The sequence below is a fragment of the Pontiella sulfatireligans genome (genome assembly GCF_900890705.1).
Classification (GTDB): domain Bacteria; phylum Verrucomicrobiota; class Kiritimatiellia; order Kiritimatiellales; family Pontiellaceae; genus Pontiella; species Pontiella sulfatireligans.
Window position 1 is genome coordinate 1,276,773 of sequence record NZ_CAAHFH010000001.1, and the last position, 21,367, is coordinate 1,298,139.

Consider the following 21,367-nt stretch of genomic DNA (forward strand, 5'->3'; position numbering starts at 1 on the left):
ATGCCCTATTAAACAACATTCCCGATCAACCCTCTGCCGATTACTGCGCAAACACGTTGATCTTATCGATATAGACATCGTCGGCGTCGCCACTGGCGTCACAGCGAAAACGGAGGCGTGTCTGGTCGGTCAGGGTATAACCAAAGATGGTAACCGATTCATAATAGAACAGGTCGTTAACGAATTCGTCATTCAGGTTCCACTCTTCCACCGTGGTGTAGGTGGCACCGCCATCCATCGAGATTTGGAGCCAGAAATCCTCGGAGCTGTCATCCATGCTCACACACACGTAATCGAAATCCACCTGAACCTTGCTGTATCCAGACAGTGCAAGATTTCCGGTTGAAGCAACGGAATTGTTATTATTGTCCTGCAGGTCGAGCGCATTGCTGCCGTCGGAGGCATACGTTCCGCCGGTGTACAGGGAAGCGTCCGAGCCGATGGTCCAGTTGCCGAGCCCCGATTCAAAGTCGTCATACTGGATATGAGTCCATGGGGGGTCAGTGGTTATTACGAGTTCCGGACGGTCTTCCGCAGCGGCAGCTTCATCCGAATGATACGTTGTGTAATTATTTCCGTCCGAAATAATCGCAACCGAAAGTTTCCCATCTCCATTGCATTCGGTAGTGACTTGGTCGGTTACATCAAACTCAATCCACGAACCCGTTGCCACCTGCAGCGCAGAGTCCATGATTGCCCCCAATGCCGGTCTGTTGTTCCAGGTCATTCCCGCATACGTCCAACTGTCATCACTAACAAAATAGGCGGTATGCGTATCGCCGGGACCTCCATCGGATGCAACCTTGAGGCGCAGAACCGCCTTTTTCACATCAAGAGAGTCGAGGCCTTTGAACCTCAGATAGGCCTGTCGGTTGTATTTGCTGGTGGGATCAGAAACCGTTTTGCAGGCCAGAACCGTTTCCGTGCCATAGTTGATGTCCGCATATTCCCCGCCCCGCACATACGCATCAACGGTGACCTTCTTAACGATGCTGAAACCCAAGGTTGGATTCAGCTTCTCAATCGCAAAATCCAGAAATGTTGGGTGCTCCACAACAGCTCCGGAATATCTGAATTCGCAATCAACCCCCAGCTGGAGACAACAATCATAGAGCCCCTGTCCAAAGTTTGCTGAATGGGCCGTATCACTCTGATCAACTCCCATCTCCGGCACATACACGTAATACAAATAGACTGAGGGGTCATCGCTGGAAACCTGTGCATACGGCGAATACTCATTGATCTCAGGCAAAAGGCTGTCCCGATCCCGCAACAACACCTCCGCCGCAGTAAGGTCACCCTCCGCAGTAACGCCATAAACAGCAGGATCTACCCCACCATTGGGAATCCACTCCAAAACCTGCACAGGATCAAGCGAGGTCTGGGCGGAGCCGACACCGACACAAGTAACCCGTGTTGATTCACGTTCAACCGGATCACTGCTGTTAGGGTTGGCCATCTCATCGTGCAACCCGAGCCACAGTGCCGAGCAGGCTCCGGCCGATCCCCCATAAAGGGCAATCCGATTTTTGTCGATTTCAAAGGCTGAAGCGTTGTAGCGCAGATACTGCAGTGCTCGGGCCATATCACCATTAAATCCAGCAATCGGAGGATCAAATCCGTCCCGATTGGCCTCGAAGCTGAAACGGTAGGAAACTGCGGCATATGAAATTCCGGCATCCAGACACGCCTGAAGCTGCTCCAAATCCCTGCGCTGGAAACGTCCCCCCCCCCACCAGCCGCCATCATGGTAATATACCACCAGCGGAGTCGGCTCGGTGGAGCTGGCTTTCCAAAGATGCAGTACCTGTATTGCATCCGGACCATATTGCACATCGCAAAAATCCGGTGCCGGCAGAGGCTGGTTTTCAGACACGAACTCCGCACCTTCCGACGAACTCAAGGACCGCACAAAAATATTCCGGAAGCGGACGGGCTTGCCGTTGGCCTGAAGCAGGATGGGTCCCGTGGTCGGCAACGGCTGCCCTGGATTCCAATAGTTTTCCATCTCCACGCCCTCGACCACCCCTCTACCGTTCAGATACACCCATATGCGTGCCCCGATCTGGACGATGCGCATCTGCTGCCAGGCATGAGGAACAGCGTCAAATGCAAGCATGGAATCCCTGCCAAACGTTTGAGGCGGATTATGAATCAGTCCGCCCGAACCAAAATGCGGTCGATACTCCGGCTCTGCAGGATCATATTCCGCAAAGCGATCCAAAAGCTGCACCTCCGGATTTCCACGTAGGTAGATGCCGGAATCACCGCCCCACCCAACCGTGAATTCCAGTTGAAGTTCCATGTCGCCCAGATCCAGATCCGTGCAAGCGTAGGGGCCGGAACCGTCATTGATCAATTCACCGTTTCCCACGCTCCAGTGGTTCATAAAATCGGCACGCATTTCCGCGAGTTTTGTATCGAGCGCCATCCCGAAAAGGCCGACAACTTCATGGGGGTTGTACCCATACCATCCATTCAGAGTGGTACCGTCAAACAAAGCCGTGAACCCAGTCGGCGGATCTACAGCCAACGCCTGATGCAAGCAGGCAGAAATAATGACCGCGCTAACGCTAAATATCTTCTTCATCACACACCCATTTTTGTTTTTCAGAAACACTTAAACCTTGAATATAAAAAATATGCAAGGCGAGTGCATCGCCTTGCATGCTTATCCTATTCCTTACTGCGCAAACACGTTGATATTATCGAGGTAGACATCGTCGGCATTGCCACTGGCATCGCAGCGGAAACGCAGGCGCGTCTGGTTGCTCAGTGGACGGTTAAAGATCGTTACCGATTCATAATAGAACTGGTTATTGACGAATTCGTCATTCAGGTTCCACTCTTCCACCGTGGTGTAGGTGGCACCGCCATCGGTAGAAATCTGCAGCCAGAAATCCTCGGAATTGTCATCCATGCTCTCGCAAGCATAGTCAAAATCCACCTGGATTGTTTCATAGCCCGACAGTGCGAGGTTAGCGGTTGTGGCAACGGAATTTTCGTTATTGTCCTGCAGATCCAGCGCATTGCTGCCGCCGGCGGCATAGGTTCCACCCGTATAGAGGGACCCCTCAGAACCGACCGTCCAATTACCGAGTCCCGACTCAAAGTTGTCGTACTGGATGTTGGTCCACGGTTCCTCGATGGTTACCACGAGTTGCGGACGGTCTGCCGCTGCCGCTTCGTCCGAATGATAGGTGACATAGTTGCCTCCACTGGAAACGATCACAACCGAAAATTTTCCATCGCCATTCTTTTCGGTGATCGCCTGCTCGGTGACATCAAATTCGATCCATTGCCCCGCAACAACAGGCTGCAACGAAGAATCCATCGCGACTCCACGGGCGGGCTTGGTGTTCCAGATCATCTCAGACCATTTCCAGGCGTCATCGCTGACAAAATAGACAGTATGAATATTCCCGCCTCCTCCGGCACCTGCGCACTTCAAACGAAGAATCACCTTGCTGACATCCGCACTCGGATCGGGAAGATTGCTGAAATTAAACTTCAAATAGGACTCGTAGGAATGGTCGCCGCCTGCCGACGAACAAGCCAATTTATTTTGGGCGCCAAAATTGGTGTTCAAATAGATTCCGCTCCGCACATAGACATCCGCATTGGGACTAAAGCCGAAAGGATTGGCCGTGGAAGCGGCTGAGTTGGCAATGTTGTAGGAGGCCGGGAAATCATAGCCCCGTGCACCAGTAACCGTACACCATGACAAAGAATTGAAAACGACGCCGAGACTGGGGCCATTCATGAATTCGATAAAATCAGCCTGCACCATGTCGGTCGCCAACGCCAGCTGGTCAGCCGGCAGATAGGAATATTCGGGATATTTCCTGAACTGGGAATCCAGACCATAGTGGCATTCAACATCAGAAACCGTAGTGTTTTGATAGGTACCCAAGTCACCGTTATACGTTTTGTCACCCACACACAGCCCCCAGCTTGAGCTATAGGAACGGACTTTCTTAATCGTGATGTTTTGATTTCCACCAGAAAGAACGCCTCCATTGGGAACAATCACAACGGCACCACGTCCGTTATAATTGACGATATCCTCAGCATAGATGTTTCTCAGCCCATAGGTTCCAACTTGCCCAAGGTCCTGTTCCAACCGAAGGGTATAGCCCCCGTCCGCAGATATATTTCTCACCGTGAGGTTTGCACAGACCGCCGCCTGAATAAGCGACCAGCCAGGATGCAGTGGTTTGGTGTAGGCAATCGAATGGACGTTTTCTATTAAACCCCCTGACATTCCACTGTCACCACCTATGCCAATAATATTCCCCCAGGAGCCACGGGTGTAGAATTCAAGGTTTTTAACCTTAAAGTTGCTCGAACCTATTCCGATGGCATGACACTGAATATCACCGAATACAGAGATCTGCTCCGGAAGAAAGATTTTCGGCATATCCGCTCCGGGAAGCCCCTCGACACTTGAGTTGTTGGCGCCGACATTGAACCACAACATTTTTGCATTATTACCCGTCAGATAAATCGTCACACCCGGTTTGAACCGCACGTGAATGTCAGCTTTTATCTCAATCCAGCTGTATGTATAGGTTCCCGACGTAAACACGATGGTTCCGCCGCCATAATTATTACGCAGGTCCGTCTGAGCGGCATAAAAATCCGCTTCTGTATCTGCGCTTGGATACAGATACCTCACCTGCCCGTTGTTTTCACTGGCAGGCATGGTGTAACCGCCCCATGCGGTTCCCGTGATCATCATCCCCGCAAATAAGAGGGCGAGACCGACGATGGACGTTGAAGCAAACGTGCTTGTTTTCATGCTATCTCCTTTTTTGGTTGGTTTCATGAAAAAGGTTTGAACCACTACTACTTCAAGGGTGCGAGGTTTCTTTCGCCTTACACAACACATTGCCCATAGCCGCACCCAACCTACACGTGCTCAAACAATAACATGCATACTTGTTACCCATTGATCCCTCGAAACTGGACACGGCTGTTCATTTTTTATTTTTCCTGCTCGGTGCGACAGCAGCTTCCCATCACAGTTTTCCCATAGGGAAAATTTACGCATGAAGGAGAGAGGGAACCGGATTTATCCGGTACAGGAATGGCGGGGAGTCGCAAAGGCAACACCTGATATGTGGAATGCAGAACTCAGCATCGGCGGCCATCAGCAGATGGTCTCGCTGGTTGCATCAGACTTATTCGTCAGGTTCGTTAGTCCCAATGAGACCTCACGGAGACTTACCGGTTTCCTGATTAAGCTGACAGAGTCGAGATTTTTACGCACACGTGCTTACGCGCTTACTCCAGCTCCGAACGCAGCTGTTCAATCTCCAGGGCAAGGCGAACCTTGACCCGGTTTTTCAACCGGTAAACGGAATTTTCCTTCAGCTCCATCTTCCGGGCAATCTCCTCGGCGCCCATTCCTTCCAGGCTCATCATAAAAACCTGCATGGCCTTGCCCGAAAACAAATCGCCAACCCGCTCCAACGCCAGATTGGTAAGATAGAGCCCCCACTCCCGCTCGGCGATCCGGTCAATTTCCGGCATTCGAACCGCCGACAGATAGGAGAGCCTATGGTCGTGGGACATCTCTTCCAACCGCTCGGCAGCCTTGACCTTGGTATTGATATAATCCCTAACACAGTTGGCCGTTACACTGCTCAGCCAATTCCGGAACCGTTTTTCGAACGAATAGGACTTGATATATTTCCAAAGCTTGAGCATCACCTGCTGAACAATGTCGTCCACCTCATGCTCCGGAATGTTCATGTTTCGGATGATGGCATGGATATAGGGACGGTAAATACGGAGAAAATCTTCCCAGGATTGTTCGTCTTGGTTCCCCTGCAACCGCTCAATCATGGTCTGTCTCGTGTTGTATTGGTCATTCGACATATGGAAAGATACTGGCGCACCCGCATCAGAAATACAACATTACAAAAAGTGAAATCCTGTTAACCCAATCCTAAATCCATATGCAAAGAACACAGAGCTCCCAAAGCGTTGAACGCCCTGCGCATCTTACTTCACCAATCTCTAGTCTCAATTTCTTTTCGACACATACAGCAGTTTGACACCGAACGGCTCCATGGCGAAGTCGACCGGGTGCTGCTTCCCGGTGATCAGATCCCGGCATTCGGAGACAGATTCCAACTGGATCGAAGCGTTGCTTCTGCCGAGGTTTAGAATCAACAAACCGTGTCCGTTCCCTCCGGGAACCGTGCGCCAGACACAGCCTGGCGGGCCAACCTCGTTGGTCTCCCGGAGTTTGATCGCAGGCGCGATCCCGGCTGTTTCAAGGTGCTCGAGCAAGGTGTCGCCATCGGCTTTGGCAAGCCGTAGCAAGCGCCCCGCCTCCGCTTTGATAGGGGCAAGCGAACGGCCGTATTCATCTTTCACCAGGCATTCATCGCCAACCACCAAGAGCCTTCCACCCCTAGCCACATACTGCTCCAGCGCCTTTTGTTCGCCAGCCGTCACATGGTCGGCATAGGGCACGATAACCATTGGCCACTGTTGAATATCCTGATAATCTGCTTCGCCGAGAATTCCTTCCGTCACGAAACCAATCGGCATACCGCTATGGTACAGGCTCTTGTAGGTTTCGAAAAGCTTCCCCATATAGGAGCCGCCCTGAATCGCACTGGATTCAGAATAGAAAATCCTCACCCGTTTAGGCTGTTTCGCCATAGCGACCACCTGGGGCGCGAATGCATTCAGCTCCTTCATGGTGCGCCCGAAGGAATCCATCACAAGCGGCTGCATCAGCGCCGAAGCATAGAAGGCGCCCTGGAATTTTTTCGATACAGCACCATCCTTTGTTCGCCCCCAATACCAGGTATTGTTCATCCCCGTTCCATGGAGATGAGCCAGCCACAGGGCACAGCGCACATATTCCGGAGGCATGTTTGGATCGCGAATATTCTGCTTGGACAAGGCATGCCACTCGCTGTCATACACCAGCTTATCGGGACTGATGGAACGGAAAAAATCGAGCGGCATGGTCTGGTCGCGCCAATTGCAGGCATAACGATCCATCCATGCCTCCTTCTTGCCGCCCTGCGAGGTGTTCATGACGCTCGCGTCGCAGCCGATGATCTCCTGCATGCGCAATAGTGCCTCGAAGTCCAGCCCATGGCATCGGCAGCTTCCGGAAAATATTCCAGGGATCAGTTTAATTTGGGTTTTCGCATCCGGATCATGCTGCTGGATCTGCCGCTTCAGGAAACCGAACCAATCCGTGATGCGATCCATATTAAAACGGCACCAGTCGTACCAGATCGGCTTGCCGCGCAATGCGGCGTCAATGGGCACCTCGATGATGACCTCAGCAAAGGAAGCAAAGTCGGCACCCCAAAGCTGATTGAGCTCCTCGATCTTCCCATGCCGTTTTTCAAGCCACTCCCGAAACTTGGCCTTGGTCTTTTCAGAAACAGGCTCCGATCCCCAGCACGTCGTGCAGGTGTACCAATGCGGCTCGTTGGTGAGAAGATAGCCCGCTTGGCTGACCTTCCGCCCGGCAAACCGCGGAACCAGCCCGGCGAAAACATCGGCCCAGGCCTGTCGCGCGGCCGGATGATCCGTATCGAACCCGGTAAAATGGTGCTTGCCGTCGGTGATGTCCGGATATTTCTTTTTCAACCAACCCGGCGCCCCGCTCTGCCCCATGAAAATATTGCCCAGCTTTTCGTCTTCGCTGGGATTGTAATATAGGACGGGTTCCTGCCCTTCACCTTTGAGATTCGACAGCGAAATATAAATGTCGCCGATGTGGCCGAACGCGCGGTTGAGCTTTTCATCGTCGGGCTTCGCACAAAAATCGGAAGGAAAACCCGGACGCCCATTTTGGTGATAGTAACCCTCCTTTTCTTCCAAATCCGTCATATCGAGTTCAAAGGACGGGCGGCGTTTGATGTGCCTGTCGAGCACATCATTGAATTCCTTCTGGGCGGCATCCAGTGCTTCAATCACTTCGCCCAGCTGCTTATTTGGAAGCTCCTTCGCAAGGCGAGGCGCATCCTTGGCCGCCCGCCACCAACTCGTTTTTATAATCTCCTCAAGCTCCTCCGGATGAGTCCGATCCCATTCCGCCGCCTTGAGAAACAGCTCGGCCGTCGTGATGGTGACCAACTCGCGCTCGACATCAACGTCCTTTCTTTGGGCACGGGTCGCGGCTGCGCGGAGAACATCGAGTTTCCGTTCCGCTTCACGGCGAAGCTCTGCATAATCCCGGCCGCCTTCCGCCAGAACAGCAGACGCACCAACCACAACCGCACTAACAAGTGCTATATACTTTATTTTCATAAAAATAGAATTCCCTGAATATTCAGTTTAAAAGGCGGATAGATTGCACCAGCATCTTCTTCCGCCCCCGACTACTGGGCAAGCTCCCTTCTGAGGGCTTCGTAGATCGATCCCACACGTTGTGCCTTGGTGGTAACATGTTCAACCGCACGTGTGCCAAGCCGGTCTTCCAATTGTTTCAGATAGAGGCTCCTGGGCTCTACGTGCTTTCCATGCGATTCATAGTGCCCCGGCTTGCGATCCTTGAAGCGCCCCCGGCTGATTCTGCCCGTGCAACCAATGGCATAGTTTTGTGCCGAGGGCGGCTCCTGAACACATATGGACGAGGTCTCGCAATTCCAGAAAACCTGCAGTGCCCCCGCCCAGCCATGTCCGGAGCCCAAATTACCACGGTCCTGCGCATTGAATTGCCCTCCTTTGAGATTATCCCAGAGAATGCCGACAGCCCAACGATGATGCGGCCCCGTATCGGCGTGCGTGTTGTCGGCAAGGCAATCCAGAAAAACGTTGGGCCCGCTGACCAGACTGCTGGTTGCCTCCGCGTGACGGGAGTGGTCGCTGTAGCAACGCTGAACCAAGCAATACTGACCGGAGACACAAAACGGGTAGCGTCGCCCGCCTATAATCAGAGAGACCGGTTTCAGACAGGCGCAATCCTGCACCGTAACAAACTTGGCGCTCCGCCCTAGATACACGCCATGGCTGAAGTGCACGGTGGTCACGTTCCGCACCCAGCTATGCTTGGAATTCAGCGTGATCCCGATCCACGCATGTACTTCATCACGGTCTTCCTTTCCTTTCTCATATTCGGAGACCAGTCTCAGATGCTCTATCCCCACCAAGATGGACCGACCATCCTCCTTGAATGGATAAACATAGCCGCCGCCATAGATGTCCTCCATCGCATTCATGACTGGAGCATCGATGGCGATACGGTTCCCCTTGACGGCCGTTATGCTTCGTTCGCAGTGGAGGTCATATTGCCCCGCACTCCACTGCCTGGTTCAAGTAAGCCGCTGCGCGGCAGTTAAACAATCCCTGTTAATCATATAGCTTCCACTCTGAAAGAGGACGTATTCAGCGTCCTCATAACAGAGCGAAAGGAAGCTGATATGAACAACAAATTACAAAATAAGATGATAGAGGACATGCAGCTGTGTGACTACAGCGATCGTACACAAAAATCATACTCGCGCGCGGTGCGCCAACTCTCCAACTTCTGGCATGTGCCGGCAGAGGAGATCGCGGAACAGCAGGTGCGTGAATATTTCCTGTATTGTAAAAATGACCAGGGCTGGAGTGCATCGACGATGCGCATTGCCTACAGCGGGATTAAGTTTTTCTATACCCACACTCTCCCGATGGACTGGGAGACGCTTCGGCTGCTGAAGATCAAGCGCCTGACTACGCCGCCGACGGTTCTTAGCATTAACGAGGTCCGCCTGATTCTGGGCGCGGCACGTACGCCTCAGGCCCGCGCGTTTCTGGCCACGGTGTATTCGTGCGGCCTGCGTCTGCAGGAGGCACTGAACCTTACGGTTCATGATATCTGCAAAGAACGCATGACACTCCATGTCCGCCAGGGCAAGGGCGGGAAGGACCGCTATATTCCTTTGCCGAAATCCACCTATAATCTGTTGGTTGAATATTGGAAAACACATCGTAATAAAGCCCTGCTTTTCCCGGCGCTTGGCCGTGATGGTAAAAAGGGACGCACGGCGACCACGCCCATGGCCCGCTCGTCGGTTCAGCAAATGATGCGCCGGATTCTTAAAGAGCTCCCCAAGATAAAAAAACACGCTACGCTTCATACGCTGCGGCACTCCTATGCCACGCATCTGATCGAGGCGGGCGTTAACCTGCGCATTGTTCAGCAGTATCTCGGTCACAGCTCCCTTGAAACCACCATGATCTATCTTCATGTCACCGACATGGGCAACAGTGATGCCGCCGCGCGCATCAACCGCCTGATGGGAGGGCTCGACGATGCCTAATCCCATTCAGAACCTTTTCCAGACTCACGGCGCGGCCTATCTTGCGCGCTTCGGTGCGGACATGCCCTCAAATCATCGGAAGGTGATCCGGGCTATCCGCAACTGCGGCACCGGTGCTTTCGGCCAACATTCATTTTCGTGCGACGGTTGCGGCGAAAGCCACTATGCCGACAGCTCCTGCGGCAACCGGCACTGTCCGACCTGCCAGGCCGGAAAGTCGGATGAGTGGTTGATCAAGCAGCTTGAGAAGGCGCTGCCGGTTAATTATTTCATGATCACCTTCACCGTGCCCAAGGAACTCCGCTCGCTGATCCGGTCCAACCAAAAGGCGGCTTATTCCGCGCTCTTCAAAGCGGCCTCCGGCGCTCTGAAAAAGCTGGCGAAAGATCCGCGCTTTGTCGGATGTGAAACCGCCGGGTTTACCGGCATCCTGCACACGTGGACGCGACAGCTTGAATACCATCCGCACGTGCACTTCATCGTGCCCGGCGGCGGGCTCTCAAAAGACGAGACCGAATGGAAAAGCTCCGGTGCTGAGTTTTATATCCATGGCAAACCGCTCTCGATAATCTACCGCGCCAAGTTCATGGAGCTGCTCAAACAAGAAGGGCTCGCCGCGCCGCCGTGCGTGTGGAACCCCGACTGGGTTGTCGATGTCCGCAACGTCGGCAACGGCCAGCGGGCGCTCAAGTATCTCGCGCAATATGTCTTTCGCGTGGCCATCGCGCCGAGCCGAATCATCCGCGTGGCCGACGGCGAGGTGACCTTCAAATACAAACCTTCCGGTTCCAAAGCCTGGAAAACAATGAGCCTCAAGATTTTCGAGTTCATGCGGCGCTATCTTCAGCACGTCCTGCCGCACGGGTTCATGAAGGTGCGGCACTACGGATTCCTCGCGTCCAACTGCCGCGTACCGCTCGAGCGGATTCGCGAACTCATCTGCGCGCTCTATGAGATTCTTGTCGAGTTGCTGCCCCCCGGGAAACCACCGCACCGTAAACCCTGGAAATGCAAAACCTGCGGCGGTCTCATTCGCTGGCGTGAGTTTATCCCGTGTCCGCGCGGCACGGGCTAGTAGACCGACTGTTTCAGCCCGCAGCCGGGACGGCCGCGACACGATAAAGGCCTCCCGCTTCCAAGCTTTGGAAGCGGCAACGCAGCGGTCTGTCCAGACGTTTGAAAAATGGAAAAACAGTCGAAATTCAGGATAAAAAAAGAGAGAAAGAAGCTCGGAAAACGATACCTGCACTCGCAGGCATCCTCTTTTCCTCATAACGAATAACGAATAACCGATACCAGCGGCAAAGCCGCTTAAGCATTGCCCTATATATAAGGGGGCCCCTTCCTCCACGGATGATCAAGCGCGTCTCCGACGCTTTAATCATGCCGCCTCTCCGCAGCTTACATGAACCTGACAATGATGCTGATCGTTCCCTTCGTGCCTCAGTACAGATCACTTCATTGCTTTATTGTTCCTTCCCGTTCGACAATCTGGTCCATCTTGAGGTCACGGATCCATTCCTTCGTGCTTGGTCGGTGCACAATGATTGAGTCACCAACGTCGAGTCCACGGGTTGATTCCACGGGAAACGACATGGCACCCCTAGGGACATATGAATCCGTAATCCTATGGCGACGGTCTTTGTATTCGACGATGTCTTTCCCGCGAACCACATTGAACAGGCTGCGTTGCTTTTTCCCCGTAGCCAGGATGGTTGTGCCGTCCGGCGTCTGTCCTTCGCCACGGATGACAACGCCCGAAGCTTCAATCCTGAGTGTGCCGGACACCCGGAAAACACCGCGTTTCAACAGCAGCGCGCCACGCACCCCGTTACGGCCCGCCGGATACATCGACAATTTGTCGATGGCCGCCTGGATGCGGGCTGTATCGTCCCTGCTCCCCGGCAACGGACCGAGAGTGAGGCGTATCGGTATATTGGGGATTGAAACTCCCCCTCGACCGAATCCGGCCCGGGAGAAATCAGGAATACGATTTCCTTTTTCATCCTGCGCGCAAACCAATTTACCATCGGTGCCCAAGGACACCAACGGCTGTGCATCGGCAGCCATGGCCAATTCCCGACCACAGGCAAGAAAAAACAAGATTGCTGTTGTAACTGTATTTCCCATATTTCCACAGACTGTCGCGAGCAAGCGCCTTCTCTTTCCCGAGTTTTTTCAAAACACCCGCATGCCGAACCAAATGGTTAAAAACGGAACAACACGGATCCTTTCAGCGGTCCCTCGAAAGCGGTCAACGGATTCGCCTTGGGACCAAACTCCTTGGCCGGCCTCCACTTTGAACCCACGGGCGAAATAATATCGAAGACATAGAGGCCGCCGGTCTTGGGGTACGACCAGAGCGCGTGAACGGCGATATCGCTGTTCTTCGGGCGCAGCACCCCCAGGAAACGGTCCTCATCGGCCAAGCCAACGGTAAAGCTCCCGGACACTGTATCGATGCGCATCCAGCGGACGTCTTTAAAGATGCCCTTGAAAGCAGGGAGTTCCCAGACCTCCCCGGGGATGCCGTCATTATATCCATTGCTCCACCGGCCGTATTCCGGGCCTTCGAGGCGGTTTTTCCAAACGCGTGCCAGACCGCCGCCCAGCCATGTTTTCCCTTTAACGGGAGCCTCATCAAGATCGAAGCCGATGCCCAGGTAGTTATATTGGTCAGCAGGAACCATGTAGTCATAGTCAAGCTGCAGAATGCCGCCGGGCTTGACCGTCCAGCGGATCTTGCTTCCGTTCTCCGATTGCGCTGCGATGACCTGGTTCTTGTCTTCAGCGAAAGACCTGGCGCTCCAATTGCCAAGCGGCATCTTAACCTTGCCCGTTTTCACGCTGATTGCGCGATCAACGTTCAAAAAATCCGGCAGCGCCTTTTTTGCGGCCGTGGAGCGGCCATCCGCCTTTTCCAGAATCTTATCCTTGGCCGCATAAATGTGCGGACCGTTGCCGAAAGGCAATGCTTTGCCGCCCTTCACAACCGATTTCAGCGTGCCACGCTCAGGATCAAAACTAAAAACCGTATCGCCGGAAGTCACCTCGAACGTGTTGGCGGAGACGCTGCCGACTCCTTCCGGGAAGGTCTTCGCGAGCGTCGCCTTGCGGGATTCAATCGGCCATGTCCAGGACATGATTTCCTCGCCGCGATGGTTAATGGCCTTCAAGCGGAGAGCTTCAGTCGCCTGCCACGTTGAGGGAAGCGGAAGCTTGAGAGTGCCGCTAGCGCCGCCCGGTGCGACCGCCGGGCCAGCCAGCTTGCCAGCCGTCACGATCTGTTCCTGGTCTTCGGAGAAATTCAACAACTGCCACTCAAACGCGCACTGGTCGAGCGAAGTGAATAGATAATGGTTGCTGACGGGAATCCGGCCATCGAAGCCGTCAGCAATCTTTTCAAAATCGATCCGCACCGGCGAAAAGACCTCGCGAACCGTCGCGCAGGAACCTTCCTTTTGACGGTAGGGCCCCACGATGCCATCGGGATCCTGGTTGCCCGCGGCATCCAGCACGCCATCCTGATCCGTACGGACGATCGCACCATCGGCCCAGGCCCAGATTGCAAGACCGCCGCCAACCGGACTTTGGCGAATCAGGCGCATGTATTCGGCTAGGTTTGCGCCACCGCCACCGTCATACATGGCGTGAATGGTTTCACCGGACATGACCACATGCGTACCCCCTCCAAGACGCTTTACCAGATCACCGTAAGAGGGGTAGAAACGCGTATCCACCGCTTGGTCGCCAAGCACATCGACCCCCGGCACCTTGGGATGCTTGCGCATATGGTTCCACACAACCGGACGTTCCTGCGGATCCCATTTATGATATTCAACACTCAACTTCGGATTACCACCGGCATGGTTACCGTTGCTCCAAATGACCAGACTGGGATGATTTACATCCTTCTGAACCATCGCACGAACCAGCTCCTTGCCGGGTTCGGTCGGCATCGGAGAAACCCATCCGCTCAACTCGGAGCTGGCAATCATGCCCAGCTCGTCGCACGCATCGTAGAAGTGGCTGTCCGGCGGATAGTGCACGCAGCGGAAAAAATTAATGTTCATTTCACGGGCCAGCTTGACGTCGGCAAAGCTCTGGGCACGGGACACCGTACGTCCCGTGGTCGGCCAAAAGCAGTGGCGTGCAACGCCGTTGAGAATGACGCGTTGCCCATTGAGGAAAAAGCCCTTGCCCGGCCGAACCTCGAAGGTGCGAAATCCAAAACGCTCTGTCTCGGAATGAACCACGGCATTGTTGTTCAGCAACTCCACCCGGACATGATAAAGATTCGGATATTCAGTTGACCATAGCTTCGCATCAGGAAACGTTGCGGATAGTTTCGTCACACCGTCGCCCTGCACGGCCGCAGCCATCATCGGCTTGCCTACCGGCTGGCCATCGGGATCGAGCAGTTGCGCGCGGACAGAATCTCCTTCCGCAATATTCTTCCCGTAGGCCTGCACTTCCAGCAGGCCATCCATTGTACCGTTGACAGCCACCTTCTGAAGATATTCCTGCGGGACAATCTTCAAGAAGACCGGCCGGAAAATGCCGCCGAACATCCAGTAGTCCCCCCTCCGTTCGGCCTTCGTGAGCCTGGCATTGGAGGAGACTTCATCAACCGCAACCTCCAGCAGATTGGATTTCCCAAAATTCACTTTATCCGTGATGTCATACGAAAACCGGTAATAACCTCCGTGGTGCGTGGGCCCCGCGCTCTTGCCGTTGACCTTTACATCCGTCATGACCATGACCCCATCGAAAACAAGCAGCACACGCTGCCCCTTCAAATCGGGCCCGAGCGAAAACTCAACCTTGTATTCGGCTTTGTTTGGATGCTGGTCTTGCCCGGTATAGTAGGTGCCGAACCCTTCCTGCTGCCAGCAGGACGGAACACGGATCGTCGACCAGACCCCGCCGCCACGTGCGCCCTCTTCCATCAGGAACTGCCACGGCACCGCATTCTCAGGTCCTTCCCCCGACAGATAGATGGTTTTTGTTTCAACGGCAGATGCCGCCGAGATCATCACGCTTGCGGCAGCCGCCATGTACATTAAGTTGATTCGTTTTCTCATTATCCGCTTCTCCGTTAAAAAAAAATTGGTGCACAATATGAATTCCAAATCAGAATCTGCTGACTTCCTTCACATTCTTTATTCGGCCAATTCCAATGTAAAAGCCGCACTATCATATTTGCGGGTAAATATCAGGGCAACCCCTTCATCCATCCACCGAGCGCCGCTTTTTTGCCCGCTCACCCCGAAAGCAAGACGCGGAGAAGCATCGTCCGGCGGTAAATTGATCTCCTTAATCTCATATTCATGCATTGGATCGAGTCCGGAAATGGGGGAGGCAAACCTGAGCGGCTCCTCAATCTCACCGATCTGATACGCCAGCCCCAACGCACGGGATTTGTCGGACGAAACGAAATTAAGCGAGGGAGTTGTGGAATCGAATGGGTTTTGGTGCCGATACAGATCACCGAACTGCACGATATCCCGCACCTTCTTATAGGCTGCAATGCCATGTTTGGATGCCTCGATGTAAGCGGAGGTACATTTACGCGTATCCACTTCCATGCCCAGTTGTGCCATCATACTGACGTCAAACCGATACTTTGTGCCGAAATCTCCACGATGCGTAACGTGGGCTGTCGTGCAGATGGCCGGAAAGAACACCGAAAAATTCCACTGCGCACCCAAGCGGAACGAAGGTCGGGTATTGTCGCTGGGCCAATGCATATGACTATAGCGCATCGCCCCATAGTCCGAACGGCCTCCACCAGCAGCACAGGCCTGAAAATCAACATGCGTGTGTGTTTCCGCAAGCTGTTTTATGACCCCATAATAACCAGCCATATATTCATTGAGCATCTCGCCCTGCCGCTCAGAACCGAGGTACGGAGAATAAGCATTGTTGATATTGGCATTGGCATCCCATTTCACGAAACGGATGCCCGGATTCTCCGTCAACAAAGTGTCCACGACTTCAAACATGAATTGTTGGACAGCCGGATTGGCAACATCCAGGGTCAACTGCGTCCGTTGCAGAACAGGCTCCCTTCCGGGAGAGGTCATCAACCATTCCAGATGCATTTGAGCCAGCTCACTTTGAGCATTGACCATTTCAGGTTCCACCCAAATCCCGAACTGGATCCCTTCCTTCCGGGCAAGATCAACAAAACAACTGATTCCATGCGGAATTTTATTCGTATTCACCTGCCAATCGCCCAGCCCCGCATTATCCCTGTTGCGGGGGAATTTATTTCCGAACCAACCGTCATCCAACACATATAGTTCAATGCCCAAACCGGCACTGTCTGCAATCATTTGTGCAATGTCCGGCTCGGCAATCTTCATCTGGCACCCTTCCCATGAATTGTTATCGACAAGCCGCAGTCGATCGCCGTTACGGATGAGATAGCTGCGCGCCCAGCGATGCAGCTTTCGACTGGCCTGCCCCTTTCCGGCAGAACTCAAGGTATAAACCATGGCCGGTGAAGCCAATGACTGCCCAGGAGCCACCTTGGGGTGTCCGGGCGGATTCGACCCGATGGATGTTTCCATATAGCTTTCGCTGTTGATTTCGAAAGAAAAACGGTTGCTGCCGGACCACACCAGAGCCATCAGCAGGCACGGCACAGTTTCTTCATCAGGATAATCCCCGAACCCCACAACCATATGCGGCATTGGACCTTCTTTGTGGCGGTTGCCGTCGCGGCACTCCAAAACTTTGTTTCCTTTGGTCAATTTTTCGCGCATTACGGTACCGGCTTCATGTGCCTGCCAGGATTCATACCATTCCAGATACACACCATCTTTCGCATTGGCCTGCCAATACATGGAATCAAGGCGCGGAACCGCAATGGGTTTGTCGGTTCTGTTTTTAACAACCAACCATTGTTCAAAAATATCATGCTCCACATAGGCACGAACGTGCAGTTCCACATCAATGGGATACACGCGATCTTTGAGCCTTATGGTGAGGTGCTGAATATCGGATGACTCCTCCTGAACTTGATGACCAACATAAATCGGCTCGATCCTGAAGTCGCCATTGCTTTGGATCACTTCCATTGCACTTTTAAAGCGCACCCCGTTTCCTCGATGATTGGTCGGATGGCACGGACCATAGGGAAACAACGGGCCACCCAGTGGAGACGTCCATTTACCGTCTAGACAAACGGCTTTTTGAAGCTCCAGCGTTCCATCCTTCTCCACCAGATAGCTAATCCGAATGTTCTTGCTGTCAATTCCAAACACCGGCGAAGCTGCGGAATCCGCCATGCAATGACACGACAACGCCCCCAACAACAAAAGGATGAGGCCAACAAACGTGTTTTCATAGCCGAACAAACACCGCTGGACAATATTTCCACCATACCGAGTAAAATCTGATTTGTTTTTTTTCATGTCTACTCCGCCAGCTTTCCCTTGATCGGATCCATCATCTGCCCACGCCAGCTTTCATACTGCTTTTTCAGCAAGGCCAGTTTTTCCGGATATTCAGTGTTCAGGTTTTTCATCTCGCCGGGATCCGCCTCTAGATCATAAAGCTGCATGCCATTGGCAACCGGAACCGTTCGAAACTGTGAAACCAGACCGTTTTCATCCAACTCATAAGCCTTGTAGTTTTTAGTCCCTTTTCTGTAGACCAGCTTCCACTTTCCCTGCCGGACAACCCAATTGTCCTGCTTGCCGGAATCCCAGAACAACGGTTCGTCGTGCAATGCTTCAACCTTCCCGTCGATTAACGGCAGCAGACTTTTCCCATCGAGCGGTTTCTTCGGCGCAACACCTGTGATTTCCGAGAGAGAGGCAAAAAGGTCGCGATGCGTTACCACCGCATCCAGCGTTGTATGCGGTTTAAAACGCTTCGGCCACACCATGACCATCGGCACTTTAATGCCACCATCCATCAGGCAGTATTTATACGCACTGATTGGCCCGTTATTGGCATACGACTGATCCGAGCCGCCGTTATCCGACGAAAAGAAAATGATTGTGTTGTCGGCCACGCCCTGCTCTTCAAGTGCCGTCATGACCTCACCAATCATTGCATCCATCTGTTCAAGATGCGCGAGGTAAATTTTGCGGCCATACGGATCCAGAATACCGAGATGGGTCGCCTGATAGTACCACGCATTATAATCCGGTTGCATCACCGGATCCCAATGCGGATAAGCCCACTCTGCGGCATCACGGTCAAACGGACGCATGGGAATACCGTATTTCCCCGCCAGCGACTGGTTGGGCGGACGCGTCAAAGGGGTGTGCACCGCGTTAAACTCCAACTGGAGGTAAAACGGCTGTTCACAGTTCTCTTTAATAAACCTGACCGACTCGCGCCCGAATACCTCCGTCGTAGTTGTGTTTTCGTACGACTCTTTTGTATTGGAATCGCGCGTCAGCGGACCGATCGGCGCCATGCGGGCCATTTTCGCGCTGCCCGCCTTTTTGCGATTGTAGGCATCGACATCCTTCCGGCTCAACAAATGCAAATCCCAAGAATGATTGATGAAACCCAGCCAGTGATCGAAACCGTGCTTCATCGGATTTTCCTTCGGCCCGTTGTTCATATGGGTTTTGCCGACCTTCATTGTGCGGTAGCCCGCCTCGCGCATCATCTCTGCAATCGTACTCTCGCTCGAAGGCATCCCGCCTTCACCGTAATAATAAGCGCCCCAGCGATGCTGGTATCGGCCTGTCGACAACGCCAAACGGGAATTGCTGCAAACCGGCGAACCCGCATACGCATTCCTAAACACCACGCCGGACGCCGCCAACCGATCCAGATTCGGAGTGCATACCCCATCGGCCACAACATCATGGAATCCGACATCGGCATACCCGAGATCGTCCGCAAGAATCACAATCACATTCGGCTTGGACGCCCCGCCTTGTGCACCGCACAGGCTAGCGGCAAATAGTCCCGCAGTTAATCTCAATGCGCTACTTTTCACGAAGTACCTTCTTTTGTTAAATTTGAAACCGTCCACTTTCGCAACGGTTCGGAATCCCGGGTTTCCATCTGCCCTTACCGGATTTCATTGGCCGGTGACTCAAAGGCAAAAGCATCGATGTAGGCATCGCTGCACTCCCTGAACTTTTCTCCCACCTTGAATTCCAGCGTGTGTTGGCCCTCGGGCAGCAATCGGGTCTGATACAGCTTGCTCATTGGCCCGCCCCATCTCAAGACGATGGTTTCGATAAACCGGCCATCGAGATAAACGTCAAAAGTGCCACCCTTCTTTTGGTCGAGCGTTCCGTAGGCCCGGGCCTTTGTTCCGGTGAAGGTGAATTTGACCGAGTCCCCGGTTTTTGTGCTCGTTCGCTCATGGTTCATGTAATAGTTCGAACCCGGTTTGGATTGAATCCAGCTGCCTGAGAATTCGACCGAGTCGTCCGTGTCGTCCACCATGCGCCAGAATCCTTCGCAGGTTTTCTGGTCGACGATTTGGATGGAATACTCGCAGGCATTTGCATCCGGATTGTCGATCTTCATCGACACGGTTTTATTCCCGTAGGGTTTGAGAGCCGGAATCTCGAAACGCTTGAGTTCCTTCCAACCCGTCTGGCTGTGTTCCTTCAAAATAGCCTGCACTGGCTCGGAAACGGACAATCCGCTGTTTTCAATTATTCCTTCCAGCGATTTGGCGCCGTCCTTGCCCTTGACCTTTACAGGCAAGGCCACCAAGGCCGCTGCGGTCGGAGATTGCCCAGGAAGCAAAGCATAGCCGATGACCAACTCGCCGCTCTTGGTCTGCCCCAGCAGCTTAAAATCGAAATCGAAACGGCTGAGTCCGTTTTCTCCTTCGAATGTAATAACCAGATCCTTGCCCTCGGCTTTCGAATCGACCGCCCGGCAGCCGCCGCCATGATTAACCAGCAAATCGGCCCCGAAACGAAGCGAGGCCATGTCCAGATCCTTTTGAGGATTGAACCCATCCTCGGCCTTGATCCTGACGGCAATCGTCTTCGTCGCGGCGCTAATCGGATCATTGTCGATGATTGACACCTGTTTCTCGACGACAAGAGGCTGGATCAGATTCTTGGAGCTGTGGATGTCGTTGCCTTCGTCTTCAAACTTATTGATATCAATCACCGCCAGAGACAGATGGGTGGCACGGCCCAGTTTATCCTGAACCACCTTCGGCCGCTCGAATTTATACCACTCGTTCTTGGTGCCGTCGGTGTAAAACGTGGAGGAGGTGTCGTAGGGCAGCCCTTCTTCGTTCTTCCAATGGATTCCGTCCAGCGAGCGCATGTAGCCGCTCTGACGATCCATGGCGCAATTGTAGATGCAGTGATACTGGTGCAGGCTCCTCCAGACAACCGGATCTTCCGCATAGCCGCTGATCCTGTGGAAGTTATCGACGGAGACCAGGTTATAGGCCCCGAGAACACCGTTGTTGCTGATGGCGATATCGCCGCGCTTCCTCATCAGAAGAATGCTGCCGTCCGGCCGAAACTCGGTGGTCAGGTTGGAGCCCTTGTACATCTTTGGACGGAGCCCCCGCGCATTGATCTTTATCCTCCCGGCGAGTTTCCAAGGCCCGGGCATCTGATCAGAGGTGTAGACATCCCCGGTATTGATATGCATCGCAAAACTTCCGTCCGGCATCTTCATGACTTCTGGGTTGTGCCCCTTTTTGAGGAGGATCTTTGTAAGCACATAGGGGCCGATCGGATGGTCGGAAACGCAATGGGCCACCTCCGACTTCGGCCAGCCCCAGTGCCCGTCTTTCTCCGGCCAACGACAGACCGCGATATGGTATTTGCCATCCTTGCCCTTGATGGGGTTGCCGCCCCAGTAGCACCATTCGTTGTCCTCGATCCCGTTGTCCCTGTCCCGCGGCAGCACCTTTTCGCATCCCCAGAGCCCCTCCGATTCCAAACCATCGACAATCGGAGCCGGCAGAATCAGGTCCTTGAATTGGCCTCCCCGAACAAAGCATTTGCCGGCAAGTGCTTCGCTGGACGGTGAGCGCCCAGCCAGTCCGACTGCCTGAACCGATCCGCAAATACCCACCAACAGCGCAGCCGAAATAAACCAATATTTTTTCATCACAT

Annotated in this window: 12 protein-coding genes; 2 read left to right on the plus strand and 10 right to left on the minus strand. The window is 53.5% G+C overall.

Annotated features, from left to right (window positions below; translation table 11 throughout):
- Positions 1-40 precede the first annotated feature (40 nt).
- From SCARR_RS04380 to SCARR_RS04400, 5 genes are all read right to left on the minus strand, one after another.
- On the minus strand, positions 41-2,590 hold the full coding sequence (locus SCARR_RS04380) for a CBM96 family carbohydrate-binding protein (protein ID WP_136060298.1): 2,550 nt from the start codon (positions 2,588-2,590) through the stop codon (positions 41-43).
- Positions 2,591-2,683: 93 nt separating this feature from the next.
- Positions 2,684-4,801 (minus strand): CBM96 family carbohydrate-binding protein, encoded by a 2,118-nt coding sequence (locus SCARR_RS04385; RefSeq protein WP_168432995.1) that lies wholly within the window; start codon positions 4,799-4,801, stop codon positions 2,684-2,686.
- A 485-nt stretch (positions 4,802-5,286) separates the two neighbouring features.
- The gene (locus SCARR_RS04390) at positions 5,287-5,883 is read right to left on the minus strand and encodes an RNA polymerase sigma factor (protein ID WP_136060300.1); all 597 of its coding nucleotides are present in this window, start codon (positions 5,881-5,883) and stop codon (positions 5,287-5,289) included.
- Between the two features lie 147 nt (positions 5,884-6,030).
- Complete coding sequence (locus tag SCARR_RS04395) at positions 6,031-8,292, minus strand: beta-galactosidase (RefSeq protein ID WP_136060301.1); 2,262 nt, start codon at positions 8,290-8,292, stop codon at positions 6,031-6,033.
- A 71-nt stretch (positions 8,293-8,363) separates the two neighbouring features.
- On the minus strand, positions 8,364-9,203 hold the full coding sequence (locus tag SCARR_RS04400) for a hypothetical protein (protein WP_136060302.1): 840 nt from the start codon (positions 9,201-9,203) through the stop codon (positions 8,364-8,366).
- A 201-nt stretch (positions 9,204-9,404) separates the two neighbouring features.
- On the opposite strand from SCARR_RS04400, the gene SCARR_RS04405 reads away from it, so the two are divergent.
- On the plus strand, positions 9,405-10,286 hold the full coding sequence (locus tag SCARR_RS04405) for a site-specific integrase (RefSeq protein ID WP_136060303.1): 882 nt from the start codon (positions 9,405-9,407) through the stop codon (positions 10,284-10,286).
- Positions 10,279-11,361 (plus strand): IS91 family transposase, encoded by a 1,083-nt coding sequence (locus tag SCARR_RS04410; RefSeq protein ID WP_136060304.1) that lies wholly within the window; start codon positions 10,279-10,281, stop codon positions 11,359-11,361. The genes SCARR_RS04405 and SCARR_RS04410 overlap by 8 nt, the downstream gene beginning before the upstream one ends.
- Positions 11,362-11,744: 383 nt before the next feature.
- On the opposite strand, the gene SCARR_RS04415 is transcribed toward SCARR_RS04410, so the two are convergent.
- The 5 genes from SCARR_RS04415 to SCARR_RS04435 all read right to left on the minus strand — a co-directional run bounded on the left by SCARR_RS04415 (position 11,745) and on the right by SCARR_RS04435 (position 21,362).
- A complete protein-coding gene (locus tag SCARR_RS04415) occupies positions 11,745-12,356 on the minus strand; it encodes a pectate lyase family protein (protein WP_136060305.1) in 612 nt (203 codons plus the stop codon).
- Between the two features lie 137 nt (positions 12,357-12,493).
- A complete protein-coding gene (locus tag SCARR_RS04420; RefSeq protein WP_136060306.1) occupies positions 12,494-15,370 on the minus strand; it encodes a glycoside hydrolase family 2 TIM barrel-domain containing protein in 2,877 nt (958 codons plus the stop codon).
- A gap of 78 nt (positions 15,371-15,448) precedes the next feature.
- The gene (locus SCARR_RS04425; protein ID WP_136060307.1) at positions 15,449-17,707 is read right to left on the minus strand and encodes an alpha-galactosidase; all 2,259 of its coding nucleotides are present in this window, start codon (positions 17,705-17,707) and stop codon (positions 15,449-15,451) included.
- A 2-nt stretch (positions 17,708-17,709) separates the two neighbouring features.
- Positions 17,710-19,257, minus strand: coding sequence for a sulfatase family protein (locus tag SCARR_RS04430; protein WP_168432996.1), 1,548 nt, complete (start codon positions 19,255-19,257; stop codon positions 17,710-17,712).
- Positions 19,258-19,331: 74 nt separating this feature from the next.
- Positions 19,332-21,362, minus strand: coding sequence for a hypothetical protein (locus SCARR_RS04435; RefSeq protein WP_136060309.1), 2,031 nt, complete (start codon positions 21,360-21,362; stop codon positions 19,332-19,334).
- Between the last annotated feature and the right edge of the window lie 5 nt (positions 21,363-21,367).